13 protein-coding genes are annotated in these 15,629 nt (G+C 70.8%); 6 read left to right on the top strand and 7 right to left on the bottom strand.

Annotated elements, in window-relative coordinates:
• Positions 1–123 precede the first annotated feature (123 nt).
• Both ABFX54_RS39835 and ABFX54_RS39830 read left to right on the top strand, forming a co-directional pair.
• Complete coding sequence (locus tag ABFX54_RS39835; RefSeq protein ID WP_346112013.1) at positions 124–1,164, top strand: LacI family DNA-binding transcriptional regulator; 1,041 nt, start codon at positions 124–126, stop codon at positions 1,162–1,164.
• A gap of 128 nt (positions 1,165–1,292) precedes the next feature.
• Complete coding sequence (locus ABFX54_RS39830; protein WP_346112012.1) at positions 1,293–3,146, top strand: ricin-type beta-trefoil lectin domain protein; 1,854 nt, start codon at positions 1,293–1,295, stop codon at positions 3,144–3,146.
• A 22-nt stretch (positions 3,147–3,168) separates the two neighbouring features.
• Here ABFX54_RS39830 and sthA read toward each other — a convergent pair whose 3' ends face one another.
• Positions 3,169–4,584 (bottom strand): Si-specific NAD(P)(+) transhydrogenase, encoded by a 1,416-nt coding sequence (gene sthA, locus ABFX54_RS39825; protein WP_346112011.1) that lies wholly within the window; start codon positions 4,582–4,584, stop codon positions 3,169–3,171.
• A 60-nt stretch (positions 4,585–4,644) separates the two neighbouring features.
• Here sthA and ABFX54_RS39820 point away from each other — a divergent pair, with 60 nt between their 5' ends.
• The gene (locus tag ABFX54_RS39820) at positions 4,645–5,475 is read left to right on the top strand and encodes a PhzF family phenazine biosynthesis protein (RefSeq protein WP_346112010.1); all 831 of its coding nucleotides are present in this window, start codon (positions 4,645–4,647) and stop codon (positions 5,473–5,475) included.
• Here the strand turns inward: ABFX54_RS39820 and ABFX54_RS39815 are convergent.
• The 6 genes from ABFX54_RS39815 to ABFX54_RS39790 form a co-directional block, all read right to left on the bottom strand.
• Complete coding sequence (locus ABFX54_RS39815; RefSeq protein WP_346112009.1) at positions 5,453–6,289, bottom strand: 5-oxoprolinase subunit C family protein; 837 nt, start codon at positions 6,287–6,289, stop codon at positions 5,453–5,455. The two genes, ABFX54_RS39820 and ABFX54_RS39815, sit on opposite strands and share 23 nt — an antisense overlap.
• Entirely contained in the window at positions 6,286–6,903 is a 618-nt protein-coding gene (locus ABFX54_RS39810; protein ID WP_346112008.1) for a 5-oxoprolinase subunit B family protein, read from the bottom strand. Before ABFX54_RS39810 ends, ABFX54_RS39815 begins: the two co-directional genes overlap by 4 nt.
• The gene (locus tag ABFX54_RS39805) at positions 6,900–7,655 is read right to left on the bottom strand and encodes a LamB/YcsF family protein (protein ID WP_346112007.1); all 756 of its coding nucleotides are present in this window, start codon (positions 7,653–7,655) and stop codon (positions 6,900–6,902) included. Before ABFX54_RS39805 ends, ABFX54_RS39810 begins: the two co-directional genes overlap by 4 nt.
• Before the next feature lie 22 nt (positions 7,656–7,677).
• Positions 7,678–8,448 carry a thioesterase family protein gene (locus tag ABFX54_RS39800; RefSeq protein ID WP_346112006.1) on the bottom strand — a complete coding sequence of 257 codons (771 nt, stop codon included), beginning with the start codon at positions 8,446–8,448 and terminating at the stop codon, positions 7,678–7,680.
• Between the two features lie 33 nt (positions 8,449–8,481).
• Entirely contained in the window at positions 8,482–9,972 is a 1,491-nt protein-coding gene (locus ABFX54_RS39795; protein WP_346112005.1) for a hypothetical protein, read from the bottom strand.
• Positions 9,973–10,174: 202 nt separating this feature from the next.
• The gene (locus tag ABFX54_RS39790) at positions 10,175–10,399 is read right to left on the bottom strand and encodes a hypothetical protein (protein ID WP_106250249.1); all 225 of its coding nucleotides are present in this window, start codon (positions 10,397–10,399) and stop codon (positions 10,175–10,177) included.
• 154 nt (positions 10,400–10,553) lie between these two features.
• Between ABFX54_RS39790 and ABFX54_RS39785 the strand changes: the two genes are divergently transcribed.
• From ABFX54_RS39785 to ABFX54_RS39775, 3 genes are all read left to right on the top strand, one after another.
• Positions 10,554–11,123 carry an HhH-GPD-type base excision DNA repair protein gene (locus tag ABFX54_RS39785; protein ID WP_346112004.1) on the top strand — a complete coding sequence of 190 codons (570 nt, stop codon included), beginning with the start codon at positions 10,554–10,556 and terminating at the stop codon, positions 11,121–11,123.
• A gap of 264 nt (positions 11,124–11,387) precedes the next feature.
• Positions 11,388–13,481 (top strand): SpoIIE family protein phosphatase, encoded by a 2,094-nt coding sequence (locus ABFX54_RS39780; protein WP_346112002.1) that lies wholly within the window; start codon positions 11,388–11,390, stop codon positions 13,479–13,481.
• Positions 13,482–13,723: 242 nt separating this feature from the next.
• Complete coding sequence (locus ABFX54_RS39775) at positions 13,724–15,382, top strand: RNA polymerase sigma factor (protein ID WP_346112001.1); 1,659 nt, start codon at positions 13,724–13,726, stop codon at positions 15,380–15,382.
• The last annotated feature ends 247 nt before the right edge of the window (positions 15,383–15,629 follow it).

Genomic DNA, 15,629 nt, shown 5'->3' with positions numbered 1-15,629 from the left:
GCGGGCGACGGTCCCGGCCGCACGCCCGCAGGTCGCCCGCCCCGCGCGGCCGGCGCGGGCGCGGGGTGGTGATCGGCTCGGCCGGGTGAATATCCTGGCCGCACAGCCGAGCGGGGAGCGTGCATGGCGGCCAGGGAAGGCAGGGCGCGCGCGACTGTGCGTGACGTCGCCGCCGAGACCGGCCTGTCCATCGCCACCGTCTCGCGCGTGCTCAACGGCCAGGCCAACGTGGCTCCGCACACCCGCGACCTGGTGCTGCGCGCCGTCGGCCGCCTCGGTGACCAGGCGCCCAGGCCGCGCGTGGCGCCGGACGTCCACGGCCCGGCCCACGGCGGGGCCGTCTACGTCCGCTGCCCGTACGTGCTGACCGACTATTTCGGGCTGATCGTCTCCTCGGTGGGCGAGACCATCGAGCTGCACGGCAGGGAGATGATCCTGGGCGCGGGGGAGGCGGCGCAGGAGACGGAGGTGCTGCCGGGGCTGCCCGACCGGCCTGGCGTCGCGGGGGCGATCCTGATCCTGCCGCCCGAGCCGGGCGACGCTCTCGTACGCCTGCGCGACCGCGGCTTCCCCTTCGTCGTGATCGACCCCCGGACCCCGCCACCCAAGGACATCGCCGCCGTGTCGGCCGCCCACTTCGCCGGCGGGCGCAAGCTGATGGCCCACGTGACGGAGCTGGGCCACCGCCGGGTCGGGATCATCGGAGGCCCGGTGGAGTGGCTGCCCAGCGAGGCCAGGCTGGCCGGCTACACCGCCTCCCTGGCCGACGCGGGGGTGCTGCAGGCCCCCGAGCTGCTGCGGCACGTACCGGAGCCGAACATCGAGCAGGGCTACCTGGCGGCGTGCGAGCTGCTCGACCTGCCTGAGCGGCCGACGGCGCTGGTGGCCTTCAACGACAAGGCGGCGGTCGGCGCGCTGCGGGCGGCGGCCGAGCGCGGGCTGCGCGTGCCCGCGGACCTGTCGGTGGCCGGCTTCGACGACATCGACGTCAGCCGGGCGACCTCGCCGGCCCTGACCACCGTGCGTCAGCCGCTGCAGGAGATGGGCCGGATGGCGGTCACGCTGCTGATGAGGCTGCTCAGCAGGCACACGCTGGAGGCGTTGCACGTCTCGCTCGGCGCCGAGCTGGTCGTCAGGGGCTCGACCGGACCGGCCCCGCGCTGATTTGTTTCATCTGTTACATCGGTTGACTGCCCACTCTGACTCGTGTTTGTCTGCTCAGTGCAGGTCGCGTTACGAGTTTGTTTCATTTGTTTCAAGGGCACTCACCCCCCGCCCTGAAGGGACTCGCCGTGTCCAGAATCCTCATCGCGCTCGCATGCGCCGCCGCCCTGTGCCTGGCGGCGCCCGTTCCGGCCCTCGCCGCCGGTGAGCCCGTGAACGTCTGGCTCACCACCACCTCCGACTCCGGCGGCCGTACCGTCACCCGTGGCCTCCAGCAGCAGTCCCCGATCGCCTTCGGGCCGCCGGGCGGCTCGGGCCAGGCCGTCACCGTCGACGAGAGCACCACGTACCAGCAGTTCGAGGGCGGTGGGGCGTCGATCACCGACACCACCGCGCACCTGCTGCGCGGCGGCGCGATCAGCGCCTCCACCAGGGACGAGGTGATGCGCAAGCTGTTCTCGCCCGCGGACGGCATCGGCCTGTCCTTCGTCCGGAACCCGATCGGCGCCTCCGACCTGTCCAGGCCCGGCATGGTCTCGCTCGACGACACCTGCTGCGACCTCAACGACTTCGGCGCCAACGGCTACGACACGAACGTCCGTCTCCTGACCGTCCAGGCCAAGCAGCTCAACCCGGCGCTGCGGGTCAAGGGCGTGCCGTGGAGCGCGCCCGGCTGGATGAAGGACAACGGCCGGATGGACCAGATGGGCTGGCTGAAGTTCGAGCACTACGGCACGTACGCCCAGTACCTGGTCAAGTACGTGCAGAGCTACCAGGCCGCCGGCGTCAAGGTCGACTACGTCTCGCTGCAGAACGAGCCCAACTGCTGCCAGGCCGGCAACCCGACCGCGATGAACTACCCCGGCATGTCGTGGAACGCCTCCGGCCTGATCGAGCTGACCAAGAACTTCGTCTACCCGGCCTTCCGCGCGGCCGGGATCACCACCAAGGTGCTCGTCCACGACTGGAACTACGGCGACTACGGCCAGATCGGCGGCCCCATCCTGGCCGACCCGGCGGTGCGGAACGACCCGCTGTTCGGCGGCATCGCCTGGCACGGCTACTTCGGTGACCCGGCCGTCGGCACGCAGGTGCACGACCAGTACCCGTCCGTACGCCAGTTCAGCACCGAGCACTCCGGCGGCACCTGGGTCGGCAACCAGCACAACGAGGACATGGCCGACATCGTGAATTACGCCCGCAACTGGAGCGGCAGCCTGGTCAAGTGGAGCCTCGCGCTCAACCAGAACATGGGCCCGCACAACGGTGGCTGCGGCACCTGCACCGGCCTGATCACCGTCCAGGAGGGCGGCTCGCGGGCCGGCCAGGTGGACTACACGATCGAGTACTACACGACCGGCCACCTGACCAAGTTCGTCAAGCCCGGGGCGTTCCGGATCGCCTCGACCGCCAACGCGACCGTCCAGAACGTGGCCTACCGCAACCCCGACGGCTCCAAGGCCCTCATCGCCCACAACGGCGGCGGCTCGGCCCAGTCCGTCCGGGTGAACTGGGGCGGCCAGTCCTTCACGTACGCGCTGCCCGCCCGCACCACCGCCACGTTCACCTGGAACGGCACGCCCGGCGAGAACCCGGGAGGTGGCGGCGGCCAGGTGACGGGGCTGGCCGGCAAGTGCATGGACGTGGCCGGCGGCAGCAGTGCCAACGGCGCCGCCGTACAGCTCTACACCTGCAACGGGACCGCCGCCCAGCAGTGGACCCGCCCCGGTGACGGCACGCTGCGTGCCCTGGGCAAGTGCCTCGACGTCGTGGACCACGGCACCGCCGACGGCAGCAAGCTGCAGTTGTGGTCCTGCACGGGCGCGCCCAACCAGCAGTGGACCCATACGGCCGGCCGCGACCTGGTCAATCCGGCCGCGGGCAAGTGCGCCGACGTCACCGGCAACACCTCCGCCGACGGCACCCGCCTGCAGCTCTGGACCTGCACGGGCGCCGCCAACCAGAAGTGGACGCTCAGCTGAGCATCCCGGTAGGTCGCCCGGCTCACATCTCCGCGGTGAGCCGGGCGATCGTCCGCATCTTGTTCATCGCGTCCAGCGCCGCCACCTTGTACGACTCCGCCAGCGTCGGATAGTTGAACACCGCGTTGACCAGGTAGTCGACGGTGCCGCCGCACCCCATGACGGTCTGCCCGATGTGCACCAGCTCCGTGGCCCCCGTACCGAACACGTGCACGCCGAGCAGCCGCCGCGTCTCCGAGCACACCAGCAGCTTGAGCATCCCGTACGAGTCGCCGATGATCTGCCCCCTGGCCAGCTCCCGGTAACGCGAGATGCCCACTTCGAACGGCACCTTGTCCCTGGTCAGCTCGTCCTCGGAGCGGCCGACGAAGCTGATCTCGGGGATCGTGTAGATGCCGATGGGCGGCAGCTCGTTCAGGTCTCCGCCCGGCTCGCCGCAGGCGTGCTGGGCGGCCAGCCGCCCCTGCTCCATCGACGTGGCCGCCAGCGCGGGGAAGCCGATCACGTCGCCGACGGCGTAGATGTGCGGCACCTCGGTGGCGTAGTTCTCGTCCACCTTGATCCGGCCCCGGTCGTCGGCGGCCAGGCCGGCGGCGTCCAGGCACAGCTCGGAGGTCTTGCCCTGGCGGCCGGCCGAGTACATGACGCAGTCGGCGGGGATCTTCTTGCCGCTCTCCAGCAGGGTCAGCGCCCCGCGCGGGCGGCGCTCGACGGCCGCCACGTTCTCGCCGAACCTGAAGGTCACCGCGAGGTCGCGCAGGTGGTACTTCAGCGCCTCCACGATCTCCAGGTCGCAGAACTCCAGCATGCGGTCACGCCGCTCCACCACCGTCACCTTGGTGCCGAGCGCGGCGAACATGGAGGCGTACTCGATGCCGATGACTCCGGCCCCCACCACGACCAGCGTCTCGGGGACCCGGTCGAGGTGCAGGATGGCGTCGGAGTCGATCACGGTCCTGTCGTCGAACTCGACGCTGGACGGCCGCGCGGGCGACGTGCCCGTGGCGATCACGATCTTCTCGGCGGTGATCTTCGTTTCCTCGGTCTTGCCCTCGTCGTGGACGATCCCGATGGTGTGCGGGTCCACGAAGCGGCCGGTGCCCTGCAGCACCGTCACGTGGTTGCGGGCGAGCTGGCTGCGGATGACCTGGATCTCGCGGCCGATGACGTGCTGGGTGCGCATGCCCAGGTCGGTGACCGTGATCTCGTCCTTGACGCGGTAGCTGGCGCCGTACAGCTCCCGCTGGTTCAGCCCCGTGAGATAGAGGACCGCCTCACGCAGCGTCTTCGACGGGATCGTGCCCGTGTTGATGCAGACGCCGCCGATCATGTTCCGTTTCTCGACGACCGCCACGCTCCGGCCGAGTTTCGCGGCCGCGATGGCCGCCTTCTGCCCACCAGGTCCGGAACCCAGGACCACCACATCGAAATCCGCCACAACGACCAGTCTGGGGGCGGCATGTCGGTGGGAAAAGACCTTCCTGGAAGACTCCTGGGTATGTTGCGCAGATTCACGCAAGTCGATGTGTTCGCCTCGGGTCCGTACACCGGCAACCCGCTCGCGGTCGTGGTGGACGGCGAAGGGCTGAGCACGGAGGAGATGCGGCGCTTCGCCCGCTGGACGAACCTGTCCGAGACCACGTTCCTGCTGCCGCCGACCACGCCGGAGGCCGACTACCGCGTACGGATCTTCACCGTCGAGGCCGAGCTGCCCTTCGCCGGTCACCCGACGCTGGGCTCCTGTCACGCCTGGCTGGAGTCCGGCGGCCGGCCGCGCACCGAGGGCCGGGTGGTGCAGGAGTGCGGGGCCGGGCTGGTCCGGATCGCGGCCACGGACGCGGGGCTCGCCTTCGCCGCGCCGCCGCTGATCCGCTCGGGCCCGGTGGAGGAGGAGCTCCTGGACCGGATCGTCGCCTCGCTCGGGATCACGCGCGCCGACGTCGTGGCCGCGGAATGGGCCGACAACGGGCCCGGCTGGGTCGGGCTGCTGCTCAAGGACGCCGAACAGGTGCTCGCGCTGCGCCCGGAGACGGTCCCGCACGACGTGGGCGTGGTGGGGCCGTATCCGGCGGGTTCGCAGGCCGCGTTCGAGGTGCGGGCGTTCTTCCCCGCTCAGGGCAGCATGGTGGAGGACCCGGTGACGGGCAGCCTGAACGCCTCGCTGGCGCAGTGGCTGCTGCGCACGGGGCGGGCCTCGGCACCGTACGTGGCGGCCCAGGGCACCGTGATCGGCCGCGCGGGCCGCGTGCGCATCACCGCCGGCGACCAGGGGGAGGTGTGGGTCGGCGGCGACGTCCGTACGTGCGTCATCGGCCAGGTCGAGTTGTGAACCGCACCTCGTCGCCCGGCCTGAGCTGGGCGGCGACGGGCAGGTCGGCGCCGCGCACCACGGCGATCACCGGATAGCCGCCGGTCGGGGGATGGTCGGCGAGGAAGACGATCGGCTGCCCGCTCGGCGGCACCTGAACGGACCCCGTCACCATCCCCTCGCTGGGCAGCTCGCCCTCCCTGACCCGCGCCAGCTCGGGCCCGCTCAGGCGCACGCCGACGCGGTTGCTGTCCTGGCTCACCGTGTACGTCCCGCCGCACAGCGCGGCCAGCGCCCCCGGCACGAACCAGTCGTCGCGCGGTCCCGGCAGCACCCGCAGCACGGCGGGCCGCGGCTCCGGCCGCGGCGCGAGGTCCACGGAGATGACCCCGGAAGGCGGCCCCACCGGCAGCAGCGTGCCCGCCCGCAGCGGCTCGGGACCAAGACCCGACAGCGAGTCGGTGGACCGGCTGCCCAGCACCGGCTCCACCGCGATCCCGCCGCGCACGGCCAGATAGGTGCGCAGCCCCCACACGGTCGTGCCCAGCCGCAGCTCGCCGCCCGCCGGCACCCAGATCGGCACGCCCATGTCGGCCCCCGACACCAGTGGCGCCCCCGCCAGCGCCACCCAGGCCGCGTCCAGGAAACGCAGCCGCGCCGCGCCGAACGTCAGCTCGATCGCCGCCAGCTCCTCGGGGTTGCCGACCAGCCGGTTGGCCAGCCGCAGGCTCGGCGCGTCGGCCGCTCCCGAGCACGGCACCCCCAGGTGGGCGAGCCCGGGCCGGCCGAGATCCTGGACGGTCGCGTACGGGCCGGGCGAGAGAACCTCGATCATGCCGGCTCGAACCGCACGCGCATGCCCGGCCGGAACAGCGAGGGCGGATCGGCCGTGACGTCCCACACCCGCGTCGAGGTGCGCCCGAGCAGCCGCCACCCGCCGGGGGAGGCCGACGGATAGACCGCGGAGTAGGGCCCCGCCACCGCCACCGACCCGGCGGGCACCGACGTGCGCGGCGTGTCCAGCCTGGGCGTCTCCAGCACCGGATCCAGCCCGGTGAGATAGGCGAACCCCGGCGCGAACCCGAGCCAGCCCACCACCAGCTCCCGCCCGGTGTGCCGGGCCACCACCTCGGCGGCGGAGATGCCCGCCAGCGCCGCCACGGAATCGAGATCCGCCCCGTCATAGACGACGGGAATGGTGACCAGCGGCTGCTCCTCGTCCGCGCCGCGGGCGGCCTTGGCCCGTTCCCGCACCGCGAGCTCCTCCACCCGCGCCAGCAACCTGGCCCGATCCACCCCAGGAGCCACCACGAGCACCGTCTCGGGGCCCGGAACGATCTCCACCACGCCCTCGGGCCGCTCCGCCCGCAGCGCCGCGTCGAGCCGGTGCGACAGCTCCAGCGAGCCGGTCTCCACGAGCAGCCCGTGCTCCCCGGCCGTGCGGATCACGCGAACGCCTGGAGGACCACTCCGGCCGCGAGCAGTTCGTCCCGCACGCCCTGCGCCAGCCTGACCGCGTCAGGCGTGTCTCCGTGCACGCAGATGGAACGGGCGGAAATCGGGACGGAACTGCCGTCAGCGGCCGTCACAGAGCCCTCCACGACCATCTGGCGCGCCCTGGCGGACACCGCGGCGGCGTCGTGGATGACCGCGCCAGGCTCGCGGCGCGGCACCAGAGCGCCCCTCGGCGTGTACGCCCGGTCGGCGAACGCCTCGCTCACCGTCGGCACCCCCTCGGCCGCCGCCACCTTGTGCACCACCGACCCCGGCAGCGTCAGCACCGGCAGCGAGGGGTCGTAGTCGGCCACCGCGTCGATCACCGCCGCCGCCTGCGCCTCGTCACGGCAGATCCGGTTGTAGAGCGCGCCGTGGGGCTTGACGTAGGAGACCCGCCCGCCCATCGCCCTGGCGATGCCGTCCACGGCGGCGAGCTGGTAGAGCACCTCGGCGCACAGCTCCTCCTCCTCGACGTCCATCTCCCTGCGCCCGAAGTGGGCCAGGTCGCGATAGGACACCTGCGCCCCGATGGCCACGCCGCGGTCGACGGCCGCCGCGCACGTGCGCCTGATGGTCACCGGGTCGCCCGCGTGGAAGCCGCAGGCCACGTTGGCGCTCGTGACGATGTCGAGCAGCGCGAGGTCGTCGCCGAGCCGCCAGATGCCGAAACCCTCGCCGAGGTCCGCGTTGAGGTCGATCACCATGGCACCATCATGGCGCTATCGGCTACCTCGGCGCGACGAAGAGCGTCTGTATGGCGGCGCCGATCTCGCCGGCGGAGTCGTAGAGAGTGGAACGGGTCAGCCCGCGGCCCGACGGGCCGATCACGGTGGCGGCGTCCATGCACACCCACGCGCCGGCCGGCGCGCGGAACAGCGAGATCGTCAGGTCCACGTTCACGAACAGGTGGGTGCCGAAGTCGAGGGCCATGCTGACGCCGTTGCCGCTGTCGGCGAGCACCGCCACGCGCTCTATCGGAGTCGGCTCCTCGCCCTCGACCAGCGGCATCGTGAGCCTGCCCCACACCGTGGCCGGGCCCGGCGCCATCGGGCCGCCGGCCACGAAACGCCAGTCCATCGCCCGGCCGTAGCCGAAGCCCGAGCCGAGCCAGGAGCCGGCGTGCTCGGCCGACGGCGGCGGCACCGGCGCGGGCGGGGCCTGGACCGGCGTGGGCGGGGTGCCGGCCGCGCGGATGCGCCACGCGCTGGCCCTGACGTATTCGCGCCCGCCCGACGACACGCTCGCCGACAGGCACTGCACCCGCTTGCCGTCGCGTACGACGCCGGTCGTGACCTCCAGCTCCGCCACGGGAACGGGCGCGAACACGTCCACCACCAGCCTGGACAGCTCCAGCTCCGGCCGCGGGAACGCCTGCTCCAGCTCATGGACGATCAGCGCGGTGACCGGCCCCATGTGCTGCGTACGCGGGTCCCACGGGCCCTGCGTGTGCTCCGACGCCAGGTAACGGCCCTGCCCGGTCTTGCTGAACATCGCCATGGAACGTGTTCCCTCGTGTCCTGAGCTCCGCCGTCAGATCTCGTCGGGGATGTCGGCGATGTCGTCGAGCGCCGCCGCCAGCTCCTCGGGGTCGCCGCCGATCCGTTCGGCGATCTCGATCAGCACGTGGAGCACGTCGTGACGGTCGTGCCCGAGATCGAGCAGGCGCTGCGCGGCCTCCCAGAGCTGCGGCGGGTCGCCGTCCCACAGGCGGGTGGCGATCTCCTCGTGCCAGGCGAGGTGCTCCTGGTCGATCGCGCCGCCGTGGTCGATCTCGAGTAACGTACGCCGGTCCGCCTGATCGGCCGGGTCGAGCCGGTCGAGATCGATCCCGTTGTGCGTGCCCTGGAGGTAGGGGAAGGCGAAGGCCCGCCTGGCCAGCGCCGACAGGTCGCCGTCCGGCAGCAGCCGCTCCAGCAGCGGCCGGTCGAGCCCGAACGACGTCGGATCCCGGTACGCCTCGGGGAACTTCCCGATGGCCTCCCACACCGCGTCGAGAGTGGCCTTCAGCCCCTGCTCGGGCAGCTGCGTGCGGGCCGCGGCGAAGCGCACCCACGCCGACAGCGCGTGCGGCATCGCCTCCTGCTCGGCCACGCTCAGCATCACCTTGCGCGGCAGCCAGTCGAGCAGGAACGTGCGGCACTTGGTCGGGCTCACCCGCAGCGGACGGTTGAAGTCCTGCTCGCAGCCGTAGTCGATGATGTGGTCGGCGCAGCGCGAGGCCGCCGACGGGTCCGACAGGTGCTCGGCGGCGTCGGAGGCGAGGAACTCCGCCGCGAGCATGGCCCGCCGCTCCCTGCTGTAGGGGGCCTCGATGTGCAGCGGCGCCGGCCGCTTGCGGCCAGGGGGCAGGGCCTTGAGCCTGGAACGTGCGAAGGCGTGGTAGGCGCTGTAGCTGTCGCTCACCGGCGGCGGCGTCTTCGGCTCCCTGGTCGCCTTCATCGCCGACTCCAGCAGCGCCCTGGCCTGCTCGGGCGCGATCTCCTCGAACAGCAGCAGCGGGTTGCCCGCCGCCTCGGCCCTGGCCTGTTCGAGCAGCTTGTCGACGTGGGAGGAGACCCAGGCGTCGCGCGCCATACCGTTCATGTTGTAGTCGACCACCATCACCAGCGCGTGCCGGTCGATCGGCTGCTCGCTGTCGTTCCAGCGGTAGGCGAAGGTGCAGATCACCGTGTCCTCGTCGCCGTAGGCGTCGCGGGAGACGTAGCAGCCGGCCGGCTTCACCGCGCCCACCCGGTCGGCCCAGCCCGGCCTGGCCACGCCCGACTCCATCATCGCCAGCGCCGCGCCCTCGGCCTTGGCGCCCTGGCGGGCGTTGCCCAGATAGGCCAGGCAGATCAGCAGCGTCAGCGAGGCGGGCGTGCCGGCCTTGGCCGCGTAGTCGACCAGACCCTCCCCGAGCACCTGCTCGACGTCGCCGCCCCGGACCCGCCTGCCCCACCAGGCTCCGATCATGTCGGAGACCATCAGCTCCGCGTCGAGAGGGGTGCGTACGGCCAGCAGCTCGCGAGCCGCCTGCACCATCTCCTTGAACACGTCGTCTGGCGGGGTGCTCTCCCGGGGATCTCGTCGGTGTCGGCGCACACCCTCACTCTCTCGTATTCCAGGCGCAAACGGTGCGTAGAACTCGGCCCGGTGACCCCGATGTTATCGGGAGTGGCGTTTTCCGCCTGGGCAGGCCGGCATGGGCGCTCCGTACGGCGCCGGCCTTTCCTCCCCGGGCGCGCTAGCGGATGCCCCGGGGAGGAGGCGCGGAGTTCACGATCGCGAGCAGGTGCTCGCGGGCGATGCGTTCCACGATCTCGGGCGTCGCTGAGATGCCCAGATGCTGCGCGCACGCGCACACGTCGGCCACACAGCGGTCGATCGTGTCCACGGGTACGGTTAGGAACTCTTCGGCCAGCCTGAGACTGACCGGTTCCCGCAGGAACCGTGTGGCCAGAGCGAGCATAGATGTGAGATTCCTCTAGAAACCGGGGGGCAAACCCCCAGGAATGCATGCAGGGCGACTTGCGCTCTCATTCCACCCCTTTGCCGCGATGTGTCAAGGCTCCACGACGCCTGTGTTCACTTCACCGGGCGCCCTTTCGTGCGAAGCTGTCTCCATGCGCATCCAGCTCGCCCAGCGGAGCGAGGCAGACGAGCTCCTCGGCCGCAGCCCGCTCGCCCTGCTCGTCGGCATGCTGCTCGATCAGCAGATCCCCATGGAATGGGCGTTCACGGGGCCTTACACCATCTCCCAGCGGCTCGGCCACGACCTCACGGCCGGGGAGATCGCCTCCTACGACCCCGAGGCGTTCGTCGCCCTGCTGGCCGAGAAGCCGGCCGTGCACCGCTACCCCAGGTCGATGGCGGGGCGGGTGCAGAAGCTCGCGGCCCATCTCGTCGAACACTATGACGGGCGTCCCGAGCGGATATGGAACGATGCCGCTGACGGTCAAGAGTTGTTGAAACGACTCAGGGCCCTGCCGGGATACGGTGAGCAGAAGGCCCAGATCTTTTTGGCATTGCTGGGCAAGCAGTTGGGGGTCCAGCCGTCAGGCTGGCGTGATGCGGCGGGAGCCTATGGCGAGGAGGGCTCACACCGATCGGTCGCCGACGTGGTCGACGGCGACTCCCTGGCCCGCGTGCGGGAGGCCAAACAGGAGGCCAAGCGCACCGCCAAGGCCCAGTAGCCGTGCCGCCGGCCGCCCCCGCGGCCCGGGAAACGGGCCCGGCAATTGGGCGCTGTAACCTGATCTTGCTGCGCAATGTGGAGCGACTTTGACAGGATGCGTAGACCCTAAAGGCGACCGGGCCGCGGCGGGGGCTTCCGTCCGTACATGCCCATCGTCGATGATGTACTGCAGGATCCGGTCGCCCGGAGCTGCGCTACGCCGATACACAGTTATGGAGATGTGCCGCGTGGGAGACCCTGGCACGCGACGGAGGTGCGGACCATGAGCGCCGAGACCTCCGTTCCCCGTCCCCGGGAGTCGGATGTGGACATCTCAGACTCCGCCCTCTTCAAGGGCATGCTGTCCGAGGCGGAGTTCGCCTTCGCCTTCTTCGACGCCGACAGCCGCATCCAGCGGGTCAACGACGTGTTCAGCGATGTCGTCAACGTGCCCGCGGACCGCATGGTCGGCCGGCCGCCCGTCGAGGTGCTGGCCGCCGACCTCAGCCAGATCATCACTCACGCCGTGCAGGCCGTCATCGAGAGCGACGCGCCGGTCACCGAGGGCCGCGTGCGCGTCCGGTCCGCCGAGGGCGACACCAGGCACTGGTCGCTGTCGTTCTCGCCGGTTCACGACGATGCCGGCGAGCTGCGCGCCATCGCCTTGGTGGGACTCGACGTGACCGAGAGCCGTCAGACCGAAGAGGCGCTGCGCCGCAGCGAGGAGCGCTACCGCTCGCTGGTGGAGGCGCAGTCCCAGCTCGTCTGGATCACCTCGCCCACCGGAGCGGTCGTCGAGGACGCCCCGCAGTGGCGCGCCATCACCGGCCAGGGCCTGGAGGAATACCTGGCCAGCGGCTGGCTGGAGGTCGTCCACCCCGAGGAGCGCCAGCAGACCGAGGAGGCGTGGCGCGAGGCGCTGCGCGGCCGCACCATGTTCGAGTGGAACTACCGCGTGCGCACCAGGGCCAGCGGTTACCGCCACTTCGAGGTCCGCGCCGTGCCGATCATCCGCCACGGCCGGGTGGTCGAGTGGGTCGGCGCCAACACCGACGTGACCCCGCAGCGCGAGGCCGAGGAGATGCGCGGCAGGCTGACCGACCAGCTCGGCGCCGCCGCCCTGCGCACCGCCCGCCTCCAGGGCGCCACGGCCATGCTGGCCGAGGCGCTCACGGTCGAGCAGGTGGTGCAGGTCATCATCGACGTCGGCCGCACCGCCCTGGCCGCCGACCGCTCGGCGGTCGCGCTGCTCGACACCGACCGCGCCGCGCTCAAGCTGATCAACGGCGAGGGCATCCTGGAGGCGTCCGGCGCCACTGGTGACGAGATCCCGCTGTCCCACTCCAACGTGATGACCATGGCGGTCAACAGCCGCCGGCCCGTGTTCGCCGAGTCCCCCGAGTCGCTGAAGGCCCAGCTGCTCGAAGCGGGCGGCGACGAGGAGGTGCTGGCCGGGTTCCTGGCCCACGGCGACGAGCGCGCCTGGGTGGGCCTGCCGCTGCTCGCCGCGGGACGTGCCCTGGGAGCGCTCCGATTCTCCTTCACGCGCCCGCAGAAGATCTCCCAGGAGGACGGCGTCTTCCTGGAGGCGCTGGCCGGCCAGTGCGCGCTGGCGGTCGAGCGGGCCACGCTGTTCGAGCGTGAGCACCGCACCGCCGAGACGCTGCAGCGCAGCCTGCTGCCCGACCGCCTGCCGGTGGTCAAGGGCCTGGTGCTGGCCCAGCGCTTCCGCTCGGGCAGCCGCCACGTCCAGGTCGGCGGCGACTGGTACGACGCGTTCGTGCTCCAGGACGGGCGCGTCGCGGCCGTCGTCGGCGACGTCATGGGCAAGGGTGTCAAGGCGGCCGCCGGCATGGGCCGCATCCGCAACGCCATGCGGGCACTGGCGCTGACCAACCCGCCGCCCGCGGCCGTGCTCACCGGCCTCGACCGGGTCTTCGAGGCCACGGAAGAGGAAGAGCAGGTCACGACCCTGGCCTACATGGTCGTCGAGCCGGTCACCGGCGAGGGCACGCTGGCCATGGCCGGTCATCCGCCACCCGTGCTGGTTTCGCCCCAGGGCACGGCGATCCTGTGCGACGCCGAGCCCGGCACTCCGCTAGGCTGGCCGACCAGCCGCAGGCAGTTCCGGTTCGTGGTGCCGCCCGGCCATACCGCCGTGCTCTACTCCGACGGACTCGTGGAGAACAGGAAGCGCGGGCTGGATGCCGGTCTCGCAGAGATATGCAGTGTTGTGACCGAAGCGCCGCCTGAGGTCGTCAGTAGTCCGCACATGCTGCTGGACTTCCTGGTTGACCGGATGTTGTCTGGATATGAACAGGATGATGACGTTACCGCGCTCGCAATCCACGTCCCACCAGCCACGAAGAGTGACTGAATGAAACAGTCATAACGGTTGCTTTCGGGTATCAGTGCCCCGCTTACGTACGCACTACTGTCTCGGTCGGCCTAGGGTGGAGGTCAACCGCCGGGAGGTGGCCGTATGGAGTGCGGGGTCGTGCCACAATGCTGTGCAGGTCCGTCGCGGTCCGCACGGCCTCACCGATCTCCGAGAGAGGCAACAGCCCCCCAGCGGGCATCTGGGTCCATTGTCGCCACGCGTTCGTTCGAGAGGTGTTCGTGTCGCCTGCAAGTTCGACTCGCTCGAAGCCACAAGAGCTGAACGAGCCCGTCATTCAGCGACTGCTCGAGCGTGGGCGCTCGCAGGGTTTCCTCGAGTCTGAGGATGTTCGTCAGGCCTTCGAGGAGGCGGACATCCCCATGTCGCACGCCGCCGCGTTCTTGCGGAACCTCAGCAAAGAGGGCGTGACCGTGGTGGTGACCGCCGCGGATTCGGCTGCGCCGAAGAAGTCTCGTGGTCCAGCAAAGCGCCGCACCGCCGCCCCCGTCAAGACCAAGACGGCGGCGGCCGCCAAAGAGCAGCAGCCCGAGACCGTGACCGCGGTCGTGGGCACCGCTGAAGCCGAGCCGGCCGCCAAGAAGGCGGCCCCTGCCAAGAAGGCCGCCCCCGCGGCCAAGAAGGCCGCGGCACCCGCCGCCGCCAAGAAGGCCGAGCAGAAGAATGCTGGGCCTGCCGACACCAAGAAGGCACCCGAGGCCCCGCGGGGCGAGTCGGACGACGACGAGGATCTCGAGCTCGACGGCGACGTGGAGCTGGAGGACCTCGAAGACATCGACGTCGACGACGAGGAGATCGTCGCCGAGGCCGACTCCGAGGGTGACTCCGACGACGACACCGACACCGACGCCGACGAGCCCAAGGTCGTGGCCGAGGCCGTCACGGCGGAGAAGACCGAGGACGAGGTCCTCATCCTCTCCGACGACGACGATGACGCCCCGGTCGCGCAGGTCGCCGCCGCCGGCGCCACCGCCGACCCGGTCAAGGACTACCTCAAGCAGATCGGCAAGGTCCCCCTGCTCAACGCCGAGCAGGAGGTCGAGCTGGCCAAGCGCATCGAGGCGGGCCTGTTCGCCGAGGAGCAGCTGGGCGGCGGCGAGACCGACGGGCTGCCCGTCGACGTCAAGGCCGAGCTCGAATGGATCGCCGAAGACGGCCGGCGCGCCAAGAACCACCTGCTGGAGGCCAACCTCCGGCTCGTGGTCTCGCTGGCCAAGCGCTACACCGGGCGCGGCATGCTCTTCCTCGACCTGATCCAGGAAGGCAACCTGGGCCTCATCAGGGCCGTGGAGAAGTTCGACTACACCAAGGGCTACAAGTTCTCCACCTACGCCACCTGGTGGATCCGGCAGGCGATCACCCGGGCCATGGCCGACCAGGCGCGGACCATCCGCATCCCGGTCCACATGGTCGAAGTGATCAACAAGCTGGCCCGCGTCCAGCGGCAGATGCTGCAGGACCTGGGCCGCGAGCCCACGCCGGAAGAGCTGGCCCGCGAGCTGGACATGACCCCCGAGAAGGTGGTCGAGGTCCAGAAATACGGGCGCGAGCCCATCTCCCTGCACACCCCGCTGGGTGAGGAGGGCGACAGCGAGTTCGGCGACCTCATCGAGGACTCCGAGGCCATCGTTCCGGCCGACGCCGTCAGCTTCACGCTGCTCCAGGAGCAGCTGCACTCCGTTCTCGACACGTTGTCGGAGCGGGAGGCGGGCGTCGTGTCGATGCGCTTCGGGCTCACCGACGGGCAGCCGAAGACGCTCGACGAGATCGGCAAGGTTTACGGGGTGACCCGTGAGCGCATCCGCCAGATCGAGTCGAAGACCATGTCCAAGCTGCGCCACCCGTCCCGGTCCCAGGTTCTGCGCGACTACCTGGACTGAGGTTCGGTCATGATCGGCCTCCGGGCCGGTCCAGATGAAACGGCACGCCCCGCCGGGACTTTTCCCGGCGGGGCGTCCGCTTGTTCCGGTGACGGTTGGGGTCCATGCCTTTCGTGAACGTTGGCCTGGTTTCGTGACGATCGTTGCTGATGGTGGGCCTGGTCTCGGGACGGTTGTTGCTCAGGCCTTCGTGATCGCGGGCCGGGACTCATGACGGCTGCGCTCTTGCCCGCGTAGCGGCGGTCGG

It is taken from the genome of Nonomuraea maheshkhaliensis, from assembly GCF_039529435.1.
Lineage (GTDB): Bacteria > Actinomycetota > Actinomycetes > Streptosporangiales > Streptosporangiaceae > Nonomuraea > Nonomuraea maheshkhaliensis.
Note: the sequence above shows the minus strand (reverse complement) of the source record. Positions and strands in the feature narration are given on the sequence as shown.

Excerpts from the sequence above, each read along its gene's own strand:
- ABFX54_RS39800 (WP_346112006.1), bottom strand. The coding sequence starts at position 8,448 with ATGGCGATGTTCAGCAAGACCGGGCAGGGCCGTTACCTGGCGTCGGAG.
- ABFX54_RS39835 (WP_346112013.1), top strand. The coding sequence starts at position 124 with ATGGCGGCCAGGGAAGGCAGGGCGCGCGCGACTGTGCGTGACGTCGCC.
- ABFX54_RS39815 (WP_346112009.1), bottom strand. The coding sequence starts at position 6,289 with ATGATCGAGGTTCTCTCGCCCGGCCCGTACGCGACCGTCCAGGATCTC.
- ABFX54_RS39785 (WP_346112004.1), top strand. The coding sequence starts at position 10,554 with ATGCGCATCCAGCTCGCCCAGCGGAGCGAGGCAGACGAGCTCCTCGGC.
- ABFX54_RS39790 (WP_106250249.1), bottom strand. The coding sequence starts at position 10,399 with ATGCTCGCTCTGGCCACACGGTTCCTGCGGGAACCGGTCAGTCTCAGG.
- ABFX54_RS39820 (WP_346112010.1), top strand. The coding sequence starts at position 4,645 with ATGTTGCGCAGATTCACGCAAGTCGATGTGTTCGCCTCGGGTCCGTAC.
- ABFX54_RS39795 (WP_346112005.1), bottom strand. The coding sequence starts at position 9,972 with ATGGTGCAGGCGGCTCGCGAGCTGCTGGCCGTACGCACCCCTCTCGAC.
- ABFX54_RS39780 (WP_346112002.1), top strand. The coding sequence starts at position 11,388 with ATGAGCGCCGAGACCTCCGTTCCCCGTCCCCGGGAGTCGGATGTGGAC.
- ABFX54_RS39805 (WP_346112007.1), bottom strand. The coding sequence starts at position 7,655 with ATGGTGATCGACCTCAACGCGGACCTCGGCGAGGGTTTCGGCATCTGG.